General features: G+C 72.2%; 13 protein-coding genes and 1 pseudogene. 9 read left to right on the forward strand and 5 right to left on the reverse strand.

The genetic code is table 11. The features are described from left to right. Nucleotides 1-11 precede the first annotated feature (11 nt). The 6 genes from ACY0PA_RS30250 to ACY0PA_RS30275 all read left to right on the forward strand — a co-directional run bounded on the left by ACY0PA_RS30250 (nt 12) and on the right by ACY0PA_RS30275 (nt 4,951). Nucleotides 12-890: a helix-turn-helix domain-containing protein gene (locus tag ACY0PA_RS30250; RefSeq protein WP_473080679.1), complete on the forward strand. Its 879-nt coding sequence runs from the start codon at nt 12-14 to the stop codon at nt 888-890. A 78-nt stretch (nt 891-968) separates the two neighbouring features. Beyond that, nucleotides 969-2,429, forward strand: a complete 1,461-nt coding sequence (rimO, locus tag ACY0PA_RS30255; RefSeq protein ID WP_473080680.1) for a 30S ribosomal protein S12 methylthiotransferase RimO — start codon at nt 969-971, stop codon at nt 2,427-2,429. Continuing rightward, complete coding sequence (gene pgsA / locus ACY0PA_RS30260) at nt 2,426-3,106, forward strand: CDP-diacylglycerol--glycerol-3-phosphate 3-phosphatidyltransferase (RefSeq protein ID WP_473080681.1); 681 nt, start codon at nt 2,426-2,428, stop codon at nt 3,104-3,106. Before rimO ends, pgsA begins: the two co-directional genes overlap by 4 nt. Then, the gene (locus ACY0PA_RS30265; protein WP_473080682.1) at nt 3,103-3,756 is read left to right on the forward strand and encodes a CinA family protein; all 654 of its coding nucleotides are present in this window, start codon (nt 3,103-3,105) and stop codon (nt 3,754-3,756) included. Before pgsA ends, ACY0PA_RS30265 begins: the two co-directional genes overlap by 4 nt. 109 nt (nt 3,757-3,865) lie before the next feature. Then, complete coding sequence (locus ACY0PA_RS30270; RefSeq protein ID WP_383094896.1) at nt 3,866-4,240, forward strand: helix-turn-helix domain-containing protein; 375 nt, start codon at nt 3,866-3,868, stop codon at nt 4,238-4,240. Between the two features lie 384 nt (nt 4,241-4,624). After that, the gene (locus tag ACY0PA_RS30275) at nt 4,625-4,951 is read left to right on the forward strand and encodes a hypothetical protein (protein WP_473086477.1); all 327 of its coding nucleotides are present in this window, start codon (nt 4,625-4,627) and stop codon (nt 4,949-4,951) included. Here the strand turns inward: ACY0PA_RS30275 and ACY0PA_RS30280 are convergent. The 3 genes from ACY0PA_RS30280 to ACY0PA_RS30290 all read right to left on the reverse strand — a co-directional run bounded on the left by ACY0PA_RS30280 (nt 4,899) and on the right by ACY0PA_RS30290 (nt 11,639). Continuing rightward, nucleotides 4,899-5,675, reverse strand: coding sequence for an SDR family NAD(P)-dependent oxidoreductase (locus tag ACY0PA_RS30280; protein ID WP_473080683.1), 777 nt, complete (start codon nt 5,673-5,675; stop codon nt 4,899-4,901). The genes ACY0PA_RS30275 and ACY0PA_RS30280 overlap by 53 nt on opposite strands. Nucleotides 5,676-5,743: 68 nt before the next feature. Beyond that, nucleotides 5,744-6,577, reverse strand: coding sequence for an Fpg/Nei family DNA glycosylase (locus ACY0PA_RS30285; protein WP_473080684.1), 834 nt, complete (start codon nt 6,575-6,577; stop codon nt 5,744-5,746). Nucleotides 6,578-6,725: 148 nt separating this feature from the next. Continuing rightward, entirely contained in the window at nt 6,726-11,639 is a 4,914-nt protein-coding gene (locus ACY0PA_RS30290) for an ATP-dependent helicase (RefSeq protein WP_473080685.1), read from the reverse strand. A gap of 111 nt (nt 11,640-11,750) precedes the next feature. Here ACY0PA_RS30290 and ACY0PA_RS30295 point away from each other — a divergent pair. The 3 genes and pseudogenes from ACY0PA_RS30295 to ACY0PA_RS30305 all read left to right on the forward strand — a co-directional run. Next, a pseudogene (locus tag ACY0PA_RS30295) lies at nt 11,751-12,506 on the forward strand (AraC family transcriptional regulator); the annotation flags it as partial. 113 nt (nt 12,507-12,619) lie between these two features. Beyond that, nucleotides 12,620-13,441 carry an AzlC family ABC transporter permease gene (locus tag ACY0PA_RS30300; RefSeq protein ID WP_473080686.1) on the forward strand — a complete coding sequence of 274 codons (822 nt, stop codon included), beginning with the start codon at nt 12,620-12,622 and terminating at the stop codon, nt 13,439-13,441. After that, nucleotides 13,438-13,746, forward strand: coding sequence for an AzlD domain-containing protein (locus tag ACY0PA_RS30305; protein ID WP_473080687.1), 309 nt, complete (start codon nt 13,438-13,440; stop codon nt 13,744-13,746). The genes ACY0PA_RS30300 and ACY0PA_RS30305 overlap by 4 nt, the downstream gene beginning before the upstream one ends. 46 nt (nt 13,747-13,792) lie before the next feature. On the opposite strand, the gene ACY0PA_RS30310 is transcribed toward ACY0PA_RS30305, so the two are convergent. Together ACY0PA_RS30310 and ACY0PA_RS30315 are read right to left on the reverse strand one after the other, a co-directional pair. Beyond that, a complete protein-coding gene (locus ACY0PA_RS30310) occupies nt 13,793-15,175 on the reverse strand; it encodes an MFS transporter (RefSeq protein WP_473080688.1) in 1,383 nt (460 codons plus the stop codon). After that, nucleotides 15,175-16,578 (reverse strand): alkyl sulfatase dimerization domain-containing protein, encoded by a 1,404-nt coding sequence (locus tag ACY0PA_RS30315; protein ID WP_473080689.1) that lies wholly within the window; start codon nt 16,576-16,578, stop codon nt 15,175-15,177. The genes ACY0PA_RS30310 and ACY0PA_RS30315 overlap by 1 nt, the downstream gene beginning before the upstream one ends. Nucleotides 16,579-16,718 lie beyond the last annotated feature (140 nt).

Raw genomic sequence — 16,718 nt, forward strand, 5'->3', positions numbered from 1 at the left:
AAGGCGCCCCCGTGTCCATCGGCAACTCCCCTGAAGACGACCGTCCTTCGGATGACCTTCACGCGACGCCCCCGCCGGCCGTCGAGCAGGCGCCCACGCCCGCGGACGACCGTCCCTCGATCGGACGCGTCCTCCGTCAGGGGCGCGTCGACGCCGGGATGACCGTCGACGAAGTCAGTACGTCCACCCGGGTGCGCGTCCCGATCGTGCACGCGATCGAGGAGGACGACTTCTCCCGGTGCGGCGGCGACGTCTACGCCCGCGGTCACATCCGGACCATCGCGCGCGCCGTGGGCCTCGATCCCGAGCCGCTTGTCGCCCGGTTCGCCGACGAGCACGGCGGGCGGCCCGCGCCGACGCCGGCCGCTCCGCTGTTCGAGGCCGAGCGGATCAGGTCCGAGCCGCGCCGGCCGAACTGGACGGCGGCCATGGTCGCCGCGATCGTCGCGGTGATCGGCTTCGTCGGCTTCACCGCGTTCGGCGGCAGCGACGACGGTGCCAAGCAGCAGGCCACCGAGGGTGCGACACCGGCCACCGGCAAGCCCAAGCCCACCCACACTCCCAAGGCCACCAAGCCCACCGACCCCAAGCCCGACCCGACCGACAGCGCGATCGCGGCCGCGCCCCGCGACAAGGTCACTGTCAAGATCAACGCGGCCGACGGCCGCAGCTGGATCTCCGCGAAGGACCACAACGGACGGATCATGTTCGACGGCCTGCTCGAACAGGGTGAGTCGAAGACCTTCCAGGACAACAAGAAGGTCGACCTCGTCCTCGGCGACGCGGGCGCCATCCAGCTGTACGTGAACGGCAAGCAGGTGGACAACGAGTTCGAGCCCGGACAGGTCGAGCGCCTTACCTACACCAAGGGTGATCCCGAGGTCGGATGAGCGGGAGGTTGCCCGGTGATGATCTCCGGGTAACCCTCGCGGGCGGGGCTGTCGGTGGGACGAAGTAGTCTTGAGCCCATGCCCGAACGCCGTACCGTCGCCCTTGTCACTCTTGGCTGCGCCCGTAACGAGGTGGACTCGGAGGAGCTCGCAGGCCGCTTGGAGGCGGACGGCTGGGAGCTCGTCGAGGACGCCGAGGCCGCAGACGTCGCTGTCGTCAACACCTGTGGCTTCGTCGAAGCCGCCAAGAAGGACTCCGTCGACGCCCTTCTCGAAGCCAATGACCTCAAGGGCCATGGCAGAACCCAGGCCGTCGTGGCCGTCGGCTGCATGGCCGAGCGGTACGGCAAGGACCTGGCGGAAGCCCTGCCCGAGGCCGACGGCGTGCTCGGCTTCGACGACTACGCCGACATCTCCGACCGGCTCCAGACCATCCTCAACGGCGGCATCCACGCCTCCCACACCCCGCGTGACCGGCGCAAGCTGCTGCCGATCAGCCCTGCCGAGCGGCAGGACGCGGGCGCCGAGGTGGCGCTTCCCGGACACGCCCCCGTGGACCTGCCCGACGGTCTTGCGCCCGCGTCCGGCCCCCGTGCCCCGCTGCGCCGCCGCCTCGGGACGAACCCCGTCGCCTCGGTGAAGCTGGCGTCCGGCTGCGACCGCCGCTGCTCGTTCTGCGCCATCCCGTCCTTCCGCGGCTCCTTCATCTCGCGCCGGCCCAGCGACGTCCTCGGTGAGACGCGCTGGCTCGCCGAACAGGGCGTCAAGGAGGTCATGCTCGTCTCCGAGAACAACACCTCGTACGGCAAGGACCTCGGCGACATCCGGCTCCTGGAGACGCTGCTGCCCGAGCTGGCCGCCGTCGAAGGGATCGAGCGGGTGCGCGTCAGCTACCTCCAGCCCGCCGAGATGCGCCCCGGCCTCATCGACGTCCTCACGGGCACCGACAAGGTCGTCCCGTACTTCGATCTCTCGTTCCAGCACTCGGCGCCCGCCGTGCTGCGCTCCATGCGGCGCTTCGGGGACACCGACCGGTTCCTCGACCTGCTCTCCACCATCCGGGACAAGGCGCCGCAGGCCGGTGTCCGGTCGAACTTCATTGTGGGCTTCCCCGGCGAGAGCGAGGCCGACCTGGCCGAGCTGGAGCGCTTCCTCACCGGCGCCCGCCTCGACGCGATCGGCGTCTTCGGCTACTCCGACGAGGAGGGCACCGAAGCTGCGACGTACGAGCACAAGCTCGACGAGGACGTCGTCGCCGAGCGCCTCGCGCGCGTGTCGCGGCTCGCCGAGGAGCTGGTCTCGCAGCGCGCGGACGAACGCGTCGGCGAGGCGGTCCACGTGCTCGTCGAGTCCATCGACGACGAGGACGGCGCTGTCGGGCGCGCAGAGCACCAGGCGCCCGAGACGGACGGACAGGTGCTGCTCACGAGCAGCGAGGGCCTGAGCGTGGGTCGTATCGTCGAGGCAAAGGTGATCGGCACCCAGGGCGTGGACCTGGTCGCCGAGCCGCTCGAGTGTTCTGAGGAGGCGGGCAGATGACCGGAGTCCCGGCGTCCGCTACGGGCGGTTCCGGTAGGCCGGCGCCCGGCGGGAAGCTGGGCGCTGCGGCCGTCAACCAGGCCAGCCTGTGGAACATCGCAAACATCCTGACCATGGTCCGGCTCCTCCTCGTGCCGGGTTTCGTCATGCTCTTGCTCACCGACGGCGGCTACGACCCCGTGTGGCGCGCCTGGGCCTGGGCGGCCTTCGCCGTTGCCATGATCACGGATGTCTTCGACGGGCATCTGGCGCGCACATACAACCTGGTCACGGACTTCGGGAAGATCGCCGACCCCATCGCCGACAAGGCGATCATGGGGGCGGCCCTCATCTGTCTCTCCAGCCTCGGCGACCTCCCCTGGTGGGTGACGGGAGTGATCCTCGGGCGTGAGCTCGGAATCACCCTGCTGCGCTTCTGGGTCATCCGGTACGGCGTGATCCCGGCCAGCCGCGGCGGCAAGATGAAGACCCTCGCGCAGGGCACGGCGGTCGGAATGTACGTCCTGGCGCTGACCGGGCCGCTGGCCACCTTCCGGTTCTGGGTGATGGCGGTGGCCGTCGCGCTGACCGTGCTCACCGGCCTCGACTACGTGAAGCAGGCCGTGGTGCTGCGGCGGCAGGGCATGGCGGCCGAGCGTGCCGCCCGCGACGGACGTGAGGCGGCGGCGGAGCAGTGACGTCCGGAGCGGTCGGCGGCGGCGGGGCGGACGGCCTCGCCACCGCCGCCGTGGTGCTCCGGCTGCTCACCGAGCGGGGCGAGACCCTCGCGGTCGCCGAGTCGCTCACCGGCGGCCTCGTGGCGGCCGACATCACCTCGGTGCCGGGCGCCTCGCGCGTCTTCCGCGGGTCCGTGACCTCGTATGCGACCGAGCTGAAACGGGACGTCCTCGGCGTCGACGGCACTCTCCTGGCCGAGCGAGGGGCGGTGGATCCCGAGGTCGCCCTGCAGATGGCGACCGGGGTGCGCAGGGTCCTCGGCGCGGACTGGGGAATCGCGACCACAGGCGTGGCCGGGCCCGACGAGCAGGACGGGCAGCCGGTGGGGACGGTGTTCGTGGCCGTCGCCGGTCCGGGGAATTCCACGGCCTTCGAGGCGGGCTCCACAGGGGCTGACGCGGGAGCCGGCGCCGGGGTTGAGGGGTCTGTTGCTTATGCCGGCAGTTTCGCTCGTAGCCGGAAAGTGGCCGCGTTGCGGTTGAACGGCGACCGTTCGGAAATCCGTATGAAGAGTGTACGGAGTGTGCTTGAGCTGCTGCTTGAGCGGCTCTTGAGCGAACGCGCAGAGAATGAGCGGGCACAGGATACGGAACAGAACGGGGGGTTTTGATGTTTACAGCCCTGAGTGAACACGACATCGCTCCCCGCACGGCCGCGGCGCAAGGCGGTACGGTGGGGCGTGAAGGATGCGGCTACGCGGTCCGAGGAGGGAGCCACCGATGATTCTGCTCCGTCGCCTGCTGGGTGACGTGCTGCGTCGGCAGCGCCAGCGCCAGGGCCGTACTCTGCGCGAAGTCTCCTCGTCCGCCCGAGTCTCGCTCGGCTATCTCTCCGAGGTGGAGCGGGGGCAGAAGGAGGCATCCTCCGAGCTGCTGTCCGCTATTTGCGACGCGCTTGACGTACGGATGTCCGAGCTCATGCGCGAGGTGAGCGACGAGCTCGCTCTCGCCGAGCTGGCCGTGTCGGCAGCGGCTACTGATCCGGTGCCCGCACCGGTTCGCCCGCGGCTCAATTCTGTCTCCGTGGCCGGTGTCCCACCGGAACGGGTGACCATCAAGGCGCCTGCGGAAGCGGTGGACGTCGTCGCTGCGTGAACTCGCGCGGCGTGACGCCTCGTGCAGGTGTCACTCATAAGTGTGTGAAAGCCCCGGCCGGGAGATCGGCCGGGGCTTTTTCATGTCGAGGGGACTGGGTGGCGGGAGCGGAGTGTCAGGAGGGGCGGGCCGGGGTGTAGCGGTGGGCCCGGGGTGCCGGGGCGGGCTCGACATGCCCGCATCAGGGCATTCGTGCCATGGTGAAGGGGATTTCGACGTGCGCGGGAGCGCCTTCGGTGTGCGGGAACGCCTCCGGAGCGCCCTGCCGCCGGGTGGCGCCGGCATTCGGGTTCGATCCGATCCGGCATCGGGCAGGAGGTGGCGGCCGTGGCGTGGCGGACCGTGCGCGGAATACCGGCCGGGGTGTGGCGGAACGCGCGCTGGATACCGGCCGTGGCCTTCGGGGCGCTGTGGTGGTGGGGCCTGCTGCGGCTGGCCTTCTCGCCTGACGCGGGAGCGTTCGAAGGATCCGTGGCGGCCGGTGGGTGGGGTCTGAGCCTGCTGCCGGTGCACTGTGTACCCAGGGCCCGGGCCGCGAGGGCCGTGAGGCGGGGCGGGACTTCTGCGGGGGCGGGGCGGTCTTCTGGGGCGGCTGCGGGGGCGACGGGGGCCGATGGGGCGGCTATGAGAGCGAGGCGGTCCGCTGCGGCTGGTCTGCTTACCAGGGCATGGCGACGCCGCCGTTCGGGCGGAGGATCTGGCCCGTCGTGAACGATGACGCGTCCGACGCCAAGTGCAGGACGGCGTGGGCGATGTCGTCCGCCTCGCCCACCCGGCCCAGCGGGGACATCCGGACCATCAGAGCCTCGGTGTGCGACTGCTCCGACGCGTCGTGGCGGCCGGTCATAGGCGTACGGATCCAGCCGGGCGCGACCGCGTTGACGCGGATGCCCTGCGGGCCGACCTCGGTCGCCAGGGTCTTCGTCAGCTGGACGACCGCGGCCTTCGAGGCGCCGTAGCAGAGCAGTCCGGGGCCGCCGGTGTCCACGGCGCCCGACGCCATCGTGACGATGCTGCCGCGAGTGCCCGTCGCGATCATGGCGCGGGCAGCCTCCTGGCAGGCGTACAGCACCCCCTTGAAATTGATGCCGAGGACGCGGTCGAGGTCCTCGTCGCGGGTCTCCAGGACGGGGCTGCTGTGCATGATCCCGGCGATCGCGGCCATGACGTCGAGACGGCCCGTCGCGTCGACGGCCGCGGCCACCGCCTCGGCGAGCTGCGTGCGGTCCGCGACGTCGAGGGCGTGGGTGCGGGCCGTGCCGCCCCTGGCCTTGATCAGCGTCTCCGTCTCGTGCAGGCCCTGCGCGTCGCGGTCGGCGCAGTGCACGGTGGCTCCGGCGTCGGCCAGGAGCTGGGCGGAAGCGCGTCCGATGCCGCTCGCGGCGCCGGTGACGAATGCGGTGCGTCCGGTGAGGTCGTACGCGGTGACGGGCATGAGGGGACCGTACGAGCATTTCTGACGGATCGTCAATTAGCTTGTACGGGCTATCTGGTGAGGCTGTGTCATCTGGTGGTCGGGGGCTGCTCGGCGTACGGGCGTGGGGTCGGGCCGTGTTGGCAGGAGGGGCACCAGTAGGTGGGGCGGTCGCGGGAGCCGTCGCCCTGGTCGGCCACGCGGATCGGGGCGCGGCAGCGCAGACAGGGGCGAGGCGCCCGGCCGTAGACGTAGAGCCGCTGGCCGGGGCGGCCACTGCCGGTGGTGACGCGTGCGGGGCGGTCGCGATTGGCTTCGAGGAGCTTCTTGGCGAGCTCGGGGAGGCGGGCGGCCGTGTCGTCGGGGAGTTCGCCGACGGGCAGCCATGGGGTGACCTGGAGGAGGAAGCACAGCTCGGACTTGTAGACGTTGCCGATGCCCGCGAGATTGCGCTGGTCTAGGAGTGCCTCGCCGAGGGGGCGGGCCGGGTCACTGAGGAGGTTGCGCAGGGCCGTTTCGGCGTCCCAGTCCGGGCCGAGCAGGTCGGGGCCGAGGTGGCCGACCACCTTGATCTCGTCGGCCGTGCGCATGAGTTCGAGGACGGGGAGGCGGTAGCCCACGGCGGTGCGGGTGGCGTTGCCGAGGACCGCCCGGATCTGGTGGCCGGGGCCGCCGGTCCAGCGCTCGCCGAGTGCGTAGACCTTCCAGGAGCCGTCCATGCGGAGGTGCGAGTGCAGGGTGAGGCCGCCCTCGATGCGGGTGAGGAGGTGCTTGCCGCGCGGGGTGACGTCGAGGACCGTGCGGCCGGTCAGGTCGGCCGTGGCGAAGCGGGGGACGCGCAGGTCGGAGCGGATGAGCACCTGGCCTGCGAGGGCGGTGTGCAGCCGCCGCGCGGTCTGCAGGACGGTGTCTCCTTCGGGCATGGGTCAAGCGTGGCACGGGTGGCAGCGGTGGTGTGGTCGGCGTGGGCCGGCGTGAGGAGCGGGGTCGGCATGGGGGAGCGGTGGGCCGGTGAGGGATTGGGGTGATGTCGTGGGGGTTCGGGTGGGCGTGTTCCATGCGGGGTCGGGTCTAGGCGCGCAGGCGTAGGCCTCGCGGGGTTGCGTGGAAGCCGGCTGTTTCCAGGAGGGGCGAGAACGGTGAGGTCAGAGCGGCGGAGCCGTTGATCCGCTCCACGGTGATCGTGCCGAGGGAACCCGCTCTGGCGGCATCGGCCAGTGCCTCCGCGGCGGCGGGCAGCCGGGAGTCCTCGGCGACCTCGGCCTCGGAGAGGCCGCCGGCGTCGCCTTCGGACGCCGGCCAGGCCAGCAGGGTCTTGCCGCCGCGCTCCATGTAGAGGGTCAGCTCGCCGTCGACGAGCACGACCAGGGAGCCCGCCTTGCGGCCCGGCTTGTGTCCGGCGCCGGTGGGGGAGTCGGGCCAGTTCAGGGCAGCGCCATAAGCGTTCGCCGGGTCTGCGGCGGCGAGAACGATGGCTCTGGACGCGGCTCTTCGGCGGCGCTCGGTGCGATCCGGGCCTGGGCCTGGGCGGCCGGGTGCGGGCCAGGCGTTGTGTTCCGCGAAGTCCGGGGGAAAGTCCGGGACGGCGTCCGGGGAGAAGCCGGGGGGAAAGTCCGGGGGGAAGTCCGGGATGGTGTGCGCTCCGGTGGCGGTGGACCACGACGGATCCCAGGCCGCCGACGGGTCGGTCGCGGAGTTCATGGGAGCCCCGGGCGGACCGGCGTAGGGGTCGGGCGGGGCATCCCCGCGGTCGCGTGCGTTCGCGGCCGCGCGCAGGCGGTCCACCGCGCCGTCCATCGCGAACTGTGCGGCGCCGAGGCCCTCGACGACGTACCCCCGCCGGGCCTGGCCGCTCTCCTCGAAGGCGGACAGGATGCGGTACACCGCGGAGAAGCCGCCCTCCACGCCCTCCGCGGCGACGGCGCCCCGGGTCACCACGCCGTGCCGGTCGAGGAGCGTGCGGGCCAGGGCATGGGCGCGCACTGTCGGGTCGGGGTCGACCGTGGGCAGTAGCGACCAGCGGCCCGCGACGGTCGGCGGGCCCGAGCGGGAGGCGGTCCGCGCGGCGGCGGTGAGGCCCCCGTAGCGCCCGCGCGGGATCGCGCGGCGGGCGCGATGAGCCGTGGATCCCGCGGTGCGGCCCGACCCGAGGAGCGAGCGCATCGGGGCCAGCGTGTCGTTCGTGAGCCGCCCGGACCAGGCCAGATCCCAGAGCGCGTCCGCCAGTTGAGGATCGGTGGCGTCGGGGTGCGTCGTCGCGCGGACCTGGTCGGCGATCTGGCGGAAGAACAGGCCGTAGCCACCGGAGAGCGTGTCCAGGACGGACTGGTGGAGGGCGGTGAGCTCCAGGGGGTGCGGCGCGGGGAGCAGCAGGGGTGCCGTGTCGGCCAGGTACAGGGAGACCCAGCCGTCCTTGCCGGGCAGGGAGCCCGCGCCTGCCCACACGACCTCGCCCGACGCCGTGAGTTCGTCGAGCATGGCCGGCGTGTAGCCCGAGACCCGGGACGGCAGGACGAGCTTCTCCAGGGCGGACGCCGGTACGGACGCGCCCTGCAACTGCTCGACCGCGCGCACCAGACCGTCGACACCGCGCAGTCCGTGCCCGCCCAAGTGCTGCCACTGGGGCAGGAACTGGGCGAGGGCGGCGGGCGGGACCGGCTCCAGCTCGTGCCGCAGGGCCGCGAGCGAACGCCTGCGCAGACGCCGGAGCACCGTCGCGTCACACCACTCCTGGCCGATGCCGGCCGGATGGAACTCGCCTTGCACCACCCGTCCGTTCGCCGCCAGGCGGTGCAGCGCGCCGTCCGTGACCGCCGCGCCGAGGCCGAAGCGGGTGGCGGCCGCGGCCGAGGTGAACGGGCCGTGCGTGCGCGCGTACCGGGCGAGAAGGTCGCCCAGGGGATCCTTGACGGGCTCCGTGAAGGCCTCGGGTACGCCGACGGGCAGCGCGGTGCCGAGCGCGTCCCGCAGCCGGCCTGCGTCCTCGATGGCCGCCCAGTGGTCGGCTCCCGCGATACGGACTCGGATGGCGCGGCGGGCGGACGCCAGCTCCGGGGCCCACCCCGGCTCGGCGCCCCGATCCGCCAACTCGGCGTCTGTGAGCGGCCCGAGGACGCGCAACAGGTCCGCGACGCCCTCGACGTCCTTGATGCGGCGGTCGTCGGTGCGCCACTGGAGCTCCTGTTCCAGCTCGGCGAGCACGTCCGCGTCGAGGAGCTCGCGCAGCTCGGCCTGGCCGAGCAGTTCGGCGAGCAGCCGCGAGTCCAGCGAGAGGGCGGCGGCGCGCCGCTCGGCCAGCGGGGAGTCGCCCTCGTACAGGAACTGGGCGACGTAGCCGAACAGGAGGGAGCGGGCGAACGGGGAGGCCTCCGGGGTGGTGACCTCGACGAGGCGGACCTTGCGGGACTCGATGTCCCCCATCAACTCCGCGAGGCCGGGCACGTCGAAGACGTCCTGGAGGCACTCCCGTACGGCTTCGAGGACGATCGGGAACGAGCCGAACTCGCTGGCCACCTGGAGGAGTTGGGAGGCGCGCTGGCGCTGCTGCCACAGAGGGGTGCGCTTGCCGGGGTTGCGGCGGGGCAACAGCAGGGCGCGGGCCGCGCACTCGCGGAAGCGGGCCGCGAACAGGGCCGAGCCGCCGACCTGGTCGGTCACGATCTGGCTGACGTCGCCCTTGTCGAAGGCGACGTCGGCGGCCCCGAGGGGCGCCTGGTCGGCGTCGTACTCCGAACCGGCCTTCGAGGGCTCCTGGTCCAGGAGGTCGAGGCTCATGAGGTCGGCGTCGGGAAGGCGCAGCACGATGCCGTCGTCGGCGTGCATGACCTGGGCGTCCATGCCGTACTTCTCGCCGAGCCTGGCGCCGAGAGCGAGCGCCCAGGGGGCGTGCACCTGCGCGCCGAAGGGGGAATGCACGACGACCCGCCAGTCGCCCAGCTCGTCACGGAAGCGCTCGACCACGATGGTCCGGTCGTCCGGGATGTGGCCGCAGGCCTCGCGCTGCTCGGACAGATAGGCCAGCACATTGTCGGCTGCCCACGCGTCGAGGCCCGCCGCGAGCAGCCGGAGCCGCGCGTCCTCCGTGGACAGGGAGCCGACCTCGCGCAGGAACGCGCCCACCGCGCGCCCCAGTTCGAGCGGGCGGCCGAGCTGGTCGCCCTTCCAGAACGGGAGCCTGCCCGGGACGCCGGGCGCGGGGGAGACCAGCACGCGGTCGCGCGTGATGTCCTCGATGCGCCAGGAACTCGTACCGAGGGTGAACACGTCGCCCACCCGGGACTCGTAGACCATCTCCTCGTCGAGCTCACCCACCCGCCCGCCGCCCTTCTTGGGGTCGGATCCGGCGAGGAACACCCCGAAGAGGCCGCGGTCCGGAATCGTGCCCCCGGAGGTGACGGCCAGGCGCTGGGCACCGGGGCGTCCGGTGACCGTGCCGGCGATGCGGTCCCACACCACGCGTGGACGCAGCTCGGCGAACGCGTCGGAGGGATAGCGGCCCGCGAGCATGTCGAGAACGCCGGTGAACGCGGACTCCGGAAGCGATGCGAAGGGGGCCGCGCGGCGGACGAGCGCGAGCAGGTCGTCCACCTGCCACGTGTCGAGTGCCGTGATCGCGACCAGCTGCTGCGCCAGCACGTCAAGGGGGTTGGCTGGGACACGAAGGGACTCGATGGAGCCCGTGCGCATCCGCTCGGTGACCACCGCCGCCTGGACGAGGTCGCCCCGGTACTTCGGGAAGACCACGCCCGTGGAGACCGCGCCCACCTGGTGTCCCGCGCGGCCCACGCGCTGGAGGCCGGAGGCCACGGAGGGCGGGGACTCCACCTGGACGACGAGGTCCACCGCCCCCATGTCGATACCCAGCTCGAGGCTGGACGTGGCCACCACGGCGGGCAGCCGGCCCGCCTTGAGGTCCTCCTCGACGAGGGCGCGCTGCTCCTTGGAGACCGATCCGTGGTGGGCGCGGGCGATGACCGCCGGCGCTCCGTTCGCCGCGCCCGAGCCGCCCATCAGCTCGGCCGGTGAGTGGTCCTCGGGGAGGGCCTCGCCCGTCGCCCGCTCGTACGCGATCTCGTTCAGCCGGTTGCACAAGCGCTCGGCCAGGCGGCGGGAGTTGGCGAAGACGATCGTCGAGCGGTGCGACTGGACCAGGTCGGCGATGCGCTCCTCGACATGCGGCCAGATCGACGGACGCTCCGCGCCCTGGTCGGAGTCGGCGACAGGTGAGCCGCCGAGCTCGCCCAGGTCCTCCACGGGGACGACCACCGAGAGGTCGAACTCCTTGCCCGAGCGCGGCTGGACGATCTCCACCTTGCGCTGGGGCGACAGATAGCGCGCCACCTCGTCGACCGGGCGGACCGTCGCCGACAGACCGATCCGGCGGGCGGGCCGGGGCAGCAGCTCGTCGAGGCGCTCCAGGGACAGCGCGAGATGGGCGCCGCGCTTGGTGCCCGCGACGGCGTGCACCTCGTCGAGAATCACCGTCTCGATGCCCGTGAGCGCGTCACGCGCAGCGGACGTGAGCATCAGGAACAGCGACTCCGGCGTTGTGATCAAAATGTCCGGGGGCCGGGTCGACAGGGCGCGGCGCTCGGCCGGGGGAGTGTCCCCGGAGCGGATGCCGACCTTGACCTCGGGCTCGGGCAGCCCGAGGCGCACCGACTCCTGCCGGATACCGGTGAGCGGGCTGCGCAGATTGCGCTCCACGTCGACCGCGAGGGCTTTGAGCGGCGAGACGTACAGGACGCGACAGCGCTTCTTCGGGTCGGCCGGCGGCGGCGTCGACGCCAGCTGGTCCAGGGCGGCCAGGAAGGCGGCCAGGGTTTTGCCGGAACCCGTCGGCGCGACGACCAGCACGTCCGAGCCTTCGCCGATGGCCTGCCACGCCCCGGCCTGCGCGGACGTGGGCGCGGAGAACGCCCCCGTGAACCAACTGCGGGTCGCGGGGGAGAAACCGTCGAGCGGGCTGCGTGCGGACCTGACCATGCACCCATCGTGCACCTCCCCACTGACAATGGCCCGGACCTGCGCAAACGCTCCGCGTCCTGATCCCAGCGGCGGGGCGGCGCCGCCCGCTCGTGACGCAGAATGAAACACATGGCGGGGTCGGGAACGAAGGAATGGGCCAGGCACTGGCGCTACGAACAGCTGCCGGGCCTCGACCTGCTGCGGGCGCGTTACGTCCGCCACACCTTCCCCCGCCACAGCCACGACGGGTACGTCTTCGGTGCGGTCACCAGCGGGGTCGAGGACGTGGGCCTGCCGACGGGGACGGTGCACGCGGGCCCCGGCACCGTCGTCATGATCAACCCCGAGGTGGCGCACACTGCGCGGGCGGGGGAACCCGAAGGGTGGGCCTACCACACGCTCTACCCGTCGGCCCATGTCATAGCCGAGATCGCGGGCGAGACCATGACGGTCCGGGGGACCGCGGCGTTCGCCGAGCCGATCGTGAGCGACCCGCAGGCGGCTCACCTCATCACTGAGGTGCACCGCGCCGCCGAGGAGGGCAACGCGCTCGCCGCCGACAGCCTGCTGCGCATCGTGGTCGCCCGGCTGCTGCGGGATCACGGGCAGCCCATGACCGCGCGCCCCACGCGGTCCGCCGGCGCCTCGATCGCGGCACGCGCGCGTGCCGTGCTCGTCGAGCGGATGGCCGAGCCGCCATCCCTGGAGATCCTCGCCACCGAACTCGGCACCAGCCCGTTCGCTCTGCTGCGCGCCTTCAGGGACGCGTTCGGCATGCCGCCGCACACCTGGCTCACCGACGCGCGCGTGCGGGCCGCCCGCCGCCTCCTGGACGGCGGCACGGCACCGGCCGACGCGGCCGTGACGGTCGGCTTCACGGACCAGCCGCACCTGAACCGGCACTTCACGCGGATCGTCGGCGTACCGCCCGGCGCCTATCAGCGGGAGCGCAAGAACGTACAAGACCCGGCAGGACGCTCCCTCGTACCGTCGGAGGCGTGGCAGAACAGACAACATCCGCGGCGATACGCGCCGGATCAGCACGGGACGGGCAAGCAGGGCCGCCCGGCGACGGAAGGCCTGAGAAGGCCGATTCCGCCGTCGTCCGGGACGCACTCGGCGTCGGCGTCGCCGTCGGACTCTCCGGGTTCGCCTTCGGCGTGACCTCGGCCGGCAGCGGCCTCAGCGTGCTCCAGACCTGCGCGCTCAGCCTGCTTGTCTTCACCGGGGCCTCGCAGTTCGCCCTCGTCGGCGCCATCGCGGCCGGCGGCAACCCGCTCACCGCCGCGGCGGGCGCCTTCTTCCTCGGCGTGCGCAACTCGTTCTACGGGCTGCGCCTGTCCCAGCTGCTCGCACTCCCGCGTGTGGTGCGCCCCTTCGCCGCACACTGGGTCATCGACGAGACCGCAGCCGTCTCGCTCGCCCAGCCCACGCGCCGCAGCGCCCGCATCGGCTTCACCGTCACGGGACTCTCCCTGTACGTGCTGTGGAACCTCACGACCCTGCTCGGGGCGCTCGGCGCGGAGGCCATCGGGGACACCGACGCCTGGGGGCTCGACGCGGCCGGACCCGCTGTCTTCCTGGCGCTGCTCGCGCCGATGCTGCGGACCCCCACGGAACGGGCCGTGGCCGGTATCGCCGTCATCCTCGGCCTCGGGCTGCTGCCCGTCCTGCCGGCCGGTGTCCCGGTCCTGGTGGCCGCGCTCGTCGCGCCGACCGTGCTCTACGTAGAGGGGCGCCGGGCGGCACGGAGAGAGACCGGAGACAACCCACCAGAGAACTCGAAGAAGGCCGACGGCCGACAAGGAGACGGCCGATGAACATCTGGATCGCGGTCGCGGTGACCGCAGTCGGCTGTTACGCCGTCAAACTCATCGGCCTCCTCGTGCCCGCCGGTGTCCTGGAACGTCCACTGGTCCGGCGGCTGGCGGCGCTGCTGCCCGTGGCCCTGCTGGCCGCGCTCACGGCCCAGCAGACCTTCGCCGAAGGCACCACGCCCATCCTCGACGCGAAGGCGGCCGGGCTGGCCGCGGCGGCGATCGCGCTGATGCTGCGCGCGCCGTTCCTGGCCGTCGTCGCGGCGGCCGTCGTGGTCACGGCAGGGCTGCGCGCTGTCACGGGATGAGCCCCACGCGCGCGTGCCCCCCCTTTTGCCCGGCGGCCGGCCGCACTCAGTGAGCCACCGGCACCCGCGGCGTCGACCCCGTCGCGGGCTCCGGTAGGCCGAGTCGCCGAGCCGTTGTCTCCGGGCGGCAGAAGAGCGCGGCCAGCACCCCCGCCGTCACCAGCAGCCCGGCGGTGAGAAGCCAGCCCTCCTCGTAACCTGCTGACACCGTCCTCGCGCGGTCCACCATGCCGCCGAGCACGAGGGGCGACAGGATGCCGCCCAGCGCGTAGACGAAGGTCAAGGTACCCAGAACGACGCCGCGTTGGGCCGGCGGAGCGATCCGGGCGCAGGCCGTGGACGCCACCGTCAGCATCACCATGGCGAGCGCCATGGGGCCGAGCATCAAGGGCACCTTGACCGCCAGAGTGCCCGTCGTGCCGTACACGGCGGTGGCGCAGCCCGCGACGGTGACGAGGAGACCCGCGCCGGCCCCGGGGGGCAGACGCCGGGGTGTGTCCTTGCGGGCGGAGCGCTGGGCGATCAGGCCGTGCCCGAGGAGGACCGCCCCGTTGGCGAGGGCCCCCAGGCCGACCATGGTGCCCGCCTGGTGCAGGTCCCAGCCGACGACGCTCTCCAGGTAGTCCGGTGCCCACGTGAGCATGGTGCTCATCGACCAGTAGGCGGCGAACGAGGCGAACGCGGCGGTGAGGAACGTGCCGGACAGCAGGATGGCGCGCAACGGCACTGTGTCCGTCGTGGAGGTCTGCTCGGCCACCTCGGGCGGCTTCCTGGCGACCGGTGCCTCCTGCTCGGCGGCCTCGGGCGGCTTCCTGGCGACTGGTGCCTGCTCGGCGGCCTCGGGATGCTTCCTGGCGACCGTCGATGCCAGCGGCCCGTCCGCGCCCCACAGCCGCCAGCAGACGGCCCAGAGAAGACCCGCCAGACCGACGGCACCGAACGACCAGCGCCAGCCCCAGTGCGTGATCACCCATGTGAGCACGGGCGAGGCGACGGCCACTCCGGCCGCCGCGCCGACCAGCAGGACAGCGGTCGGCAGAGTCCGCTCCCGCTGTGGGAACCAGCCGTGGACGTGGTGCATGGCCACCGGTGCGGCCGGCCCCTCCGCCGCGCCGAGGAGCACGCGCGTGGCCAGCAGCGTGCCGAACCCCGCGGCTCCCCACAGCATGGGCAGTTGCGCGACCGACCACAACAGCGCAAGCACCAGGAGGAGGGTCGTCGTCCGCACGCGCCGTGTCAGGGCTGAGACCCCGAGCGCGGCCACCGAGAACAGCGCGAAGAACGCCGACTGCGCCGTGCCGAACTCCTGCCGCGTGATGCCGAAGTCCGCCCGGATCTCCGGGCCCGCGAGCCCGAGCACGGCCTTGTCCGCGAAGTTCACGAGCATGAAGGCGAGCAGCAGCCACGTGGTGCGCCATGCCCGGCTCATCAGCAGCAGCCGTCTTCGTCGTCGACCACACCGACGCTGATCGCCCCTTCGGCCCGCCTGCGTCCCTCCGGGGAGCGCGTCAACTCCGTCTGCAGGTCCGTGCCGGCGGCCACGGCGGCCGACTCTGCCGCGGCCCAGTGGAAGACACCGCGGGCCATGGTCGACGTCTCCTGGAGGGCACGCCGTGCGAACACGTCGGCACGCACGCGTGCCACCTCCTGGTCGGCGGGCGCCGCGAGGGCCGCCGTCTCCGCCAGATGCGAGGCGAGACGCAGCTTCCCGGCGGCGAGCAGCTTGGAGGCGCGCAGTGCCAGCGCGGACGCCCCGCCCGCTGCTCGCGCGAACTCGGCCGCGACGTCCGCCTCCGGGGCGGGCTTGAGGTGCGCGGGGTTCTGGTCGTACCAGCCGCCCCACAGGCGCCACAGGTTGCGTACGACGAACTCCGGTTCGTCGTAGGCCGGGTGGAGGTACGGCTTCGCCAGCAGATCCTCGGGGGCCTTCACCCCGTGGATGACCGCGTCGAGGCGATGGCCCGCGTTCATGAGCGCCCTGGTCTGCTCGCACAGCGACTCCAGGAGGCGCGCGGTGTCGTCGAGAGCCTGGTGCACGCGGTCGGAGCCGACCACGGGAACGCCGTGCCCAGGGAGGAGGAGTTCGGCGCCGAGTTCCTGCATGGCACGCAGGGCGCGCGCCCAGTCCTCCGGATAGCGCTGCACCTTCTGGGGGTTGCCGGCGTTCGGCGCGTTCCAGATGAACAGGTCGCCCGTGCACAGCGTCTTGAGTTCGGGGATCCATACGTAGGTGTGGTCGTCGGTCTCCCCGCGCGCGTGCACGAGCTCGAACGTCAGCTCTCCGCGCCGCACGGCGAGACGGTCCCTGTAGACGACGTCCGGATACCGGTATGTGGTGGGCCACCCCAGGGAGGGCACTCCGAACTGCCGGCGATTGATCCAGGAGTTGTAACCCGCCGTCCCTATGTAGCGGTCGAACCGCGCGGGGACGGCTTCGTGAGCGATCACCTCGGGGCGCGGTCCGCCGCTCTCGTCGGCCTCCTGGTCGAAGGGGGCCACTCCGAAGACGTGGTCCACGTGACCGTGCGTGTACACCACGGAGCGCACCGGTCCCGCGTCGAACCCGGCGACTGCCTCGTGCAGTTGGCCCGCCGTACGGAAGTCGCCCGAGTCGACGAGGACCACGCCGTCGCCCGTGTCGAAGGCGGCCACGTTGGCGAACGCGGGGAAGAAGCCCACACGGTCACGCAGGCGCACCAGTTCACTCCCGGAGTACGCGCCCGTCAGATGAGGCAGCAGCGTCTCGGTGCCCTGCCAGACCCGGTCGATGTAGTCGGCGTACGAGACGGACCCGGCGCCCTCCGTGTGGTCCCGCTCTTTGTGTTCGGTCATGTCCTCGGCTCCTCGTGTGCAGTGCGGTCGTTCGCCACCGGCCACGAGTTTCGGCCCCCGGTGTGAGATCGAACACCGCCTCACGTCACACGTCCCACCCGTGGGTAATGTGACGCGTCACAAACGCAGTGCCCGTCCAT

Source organism: Streptomyces sp. DS1-CR2, from assembly GCF_055760475.1.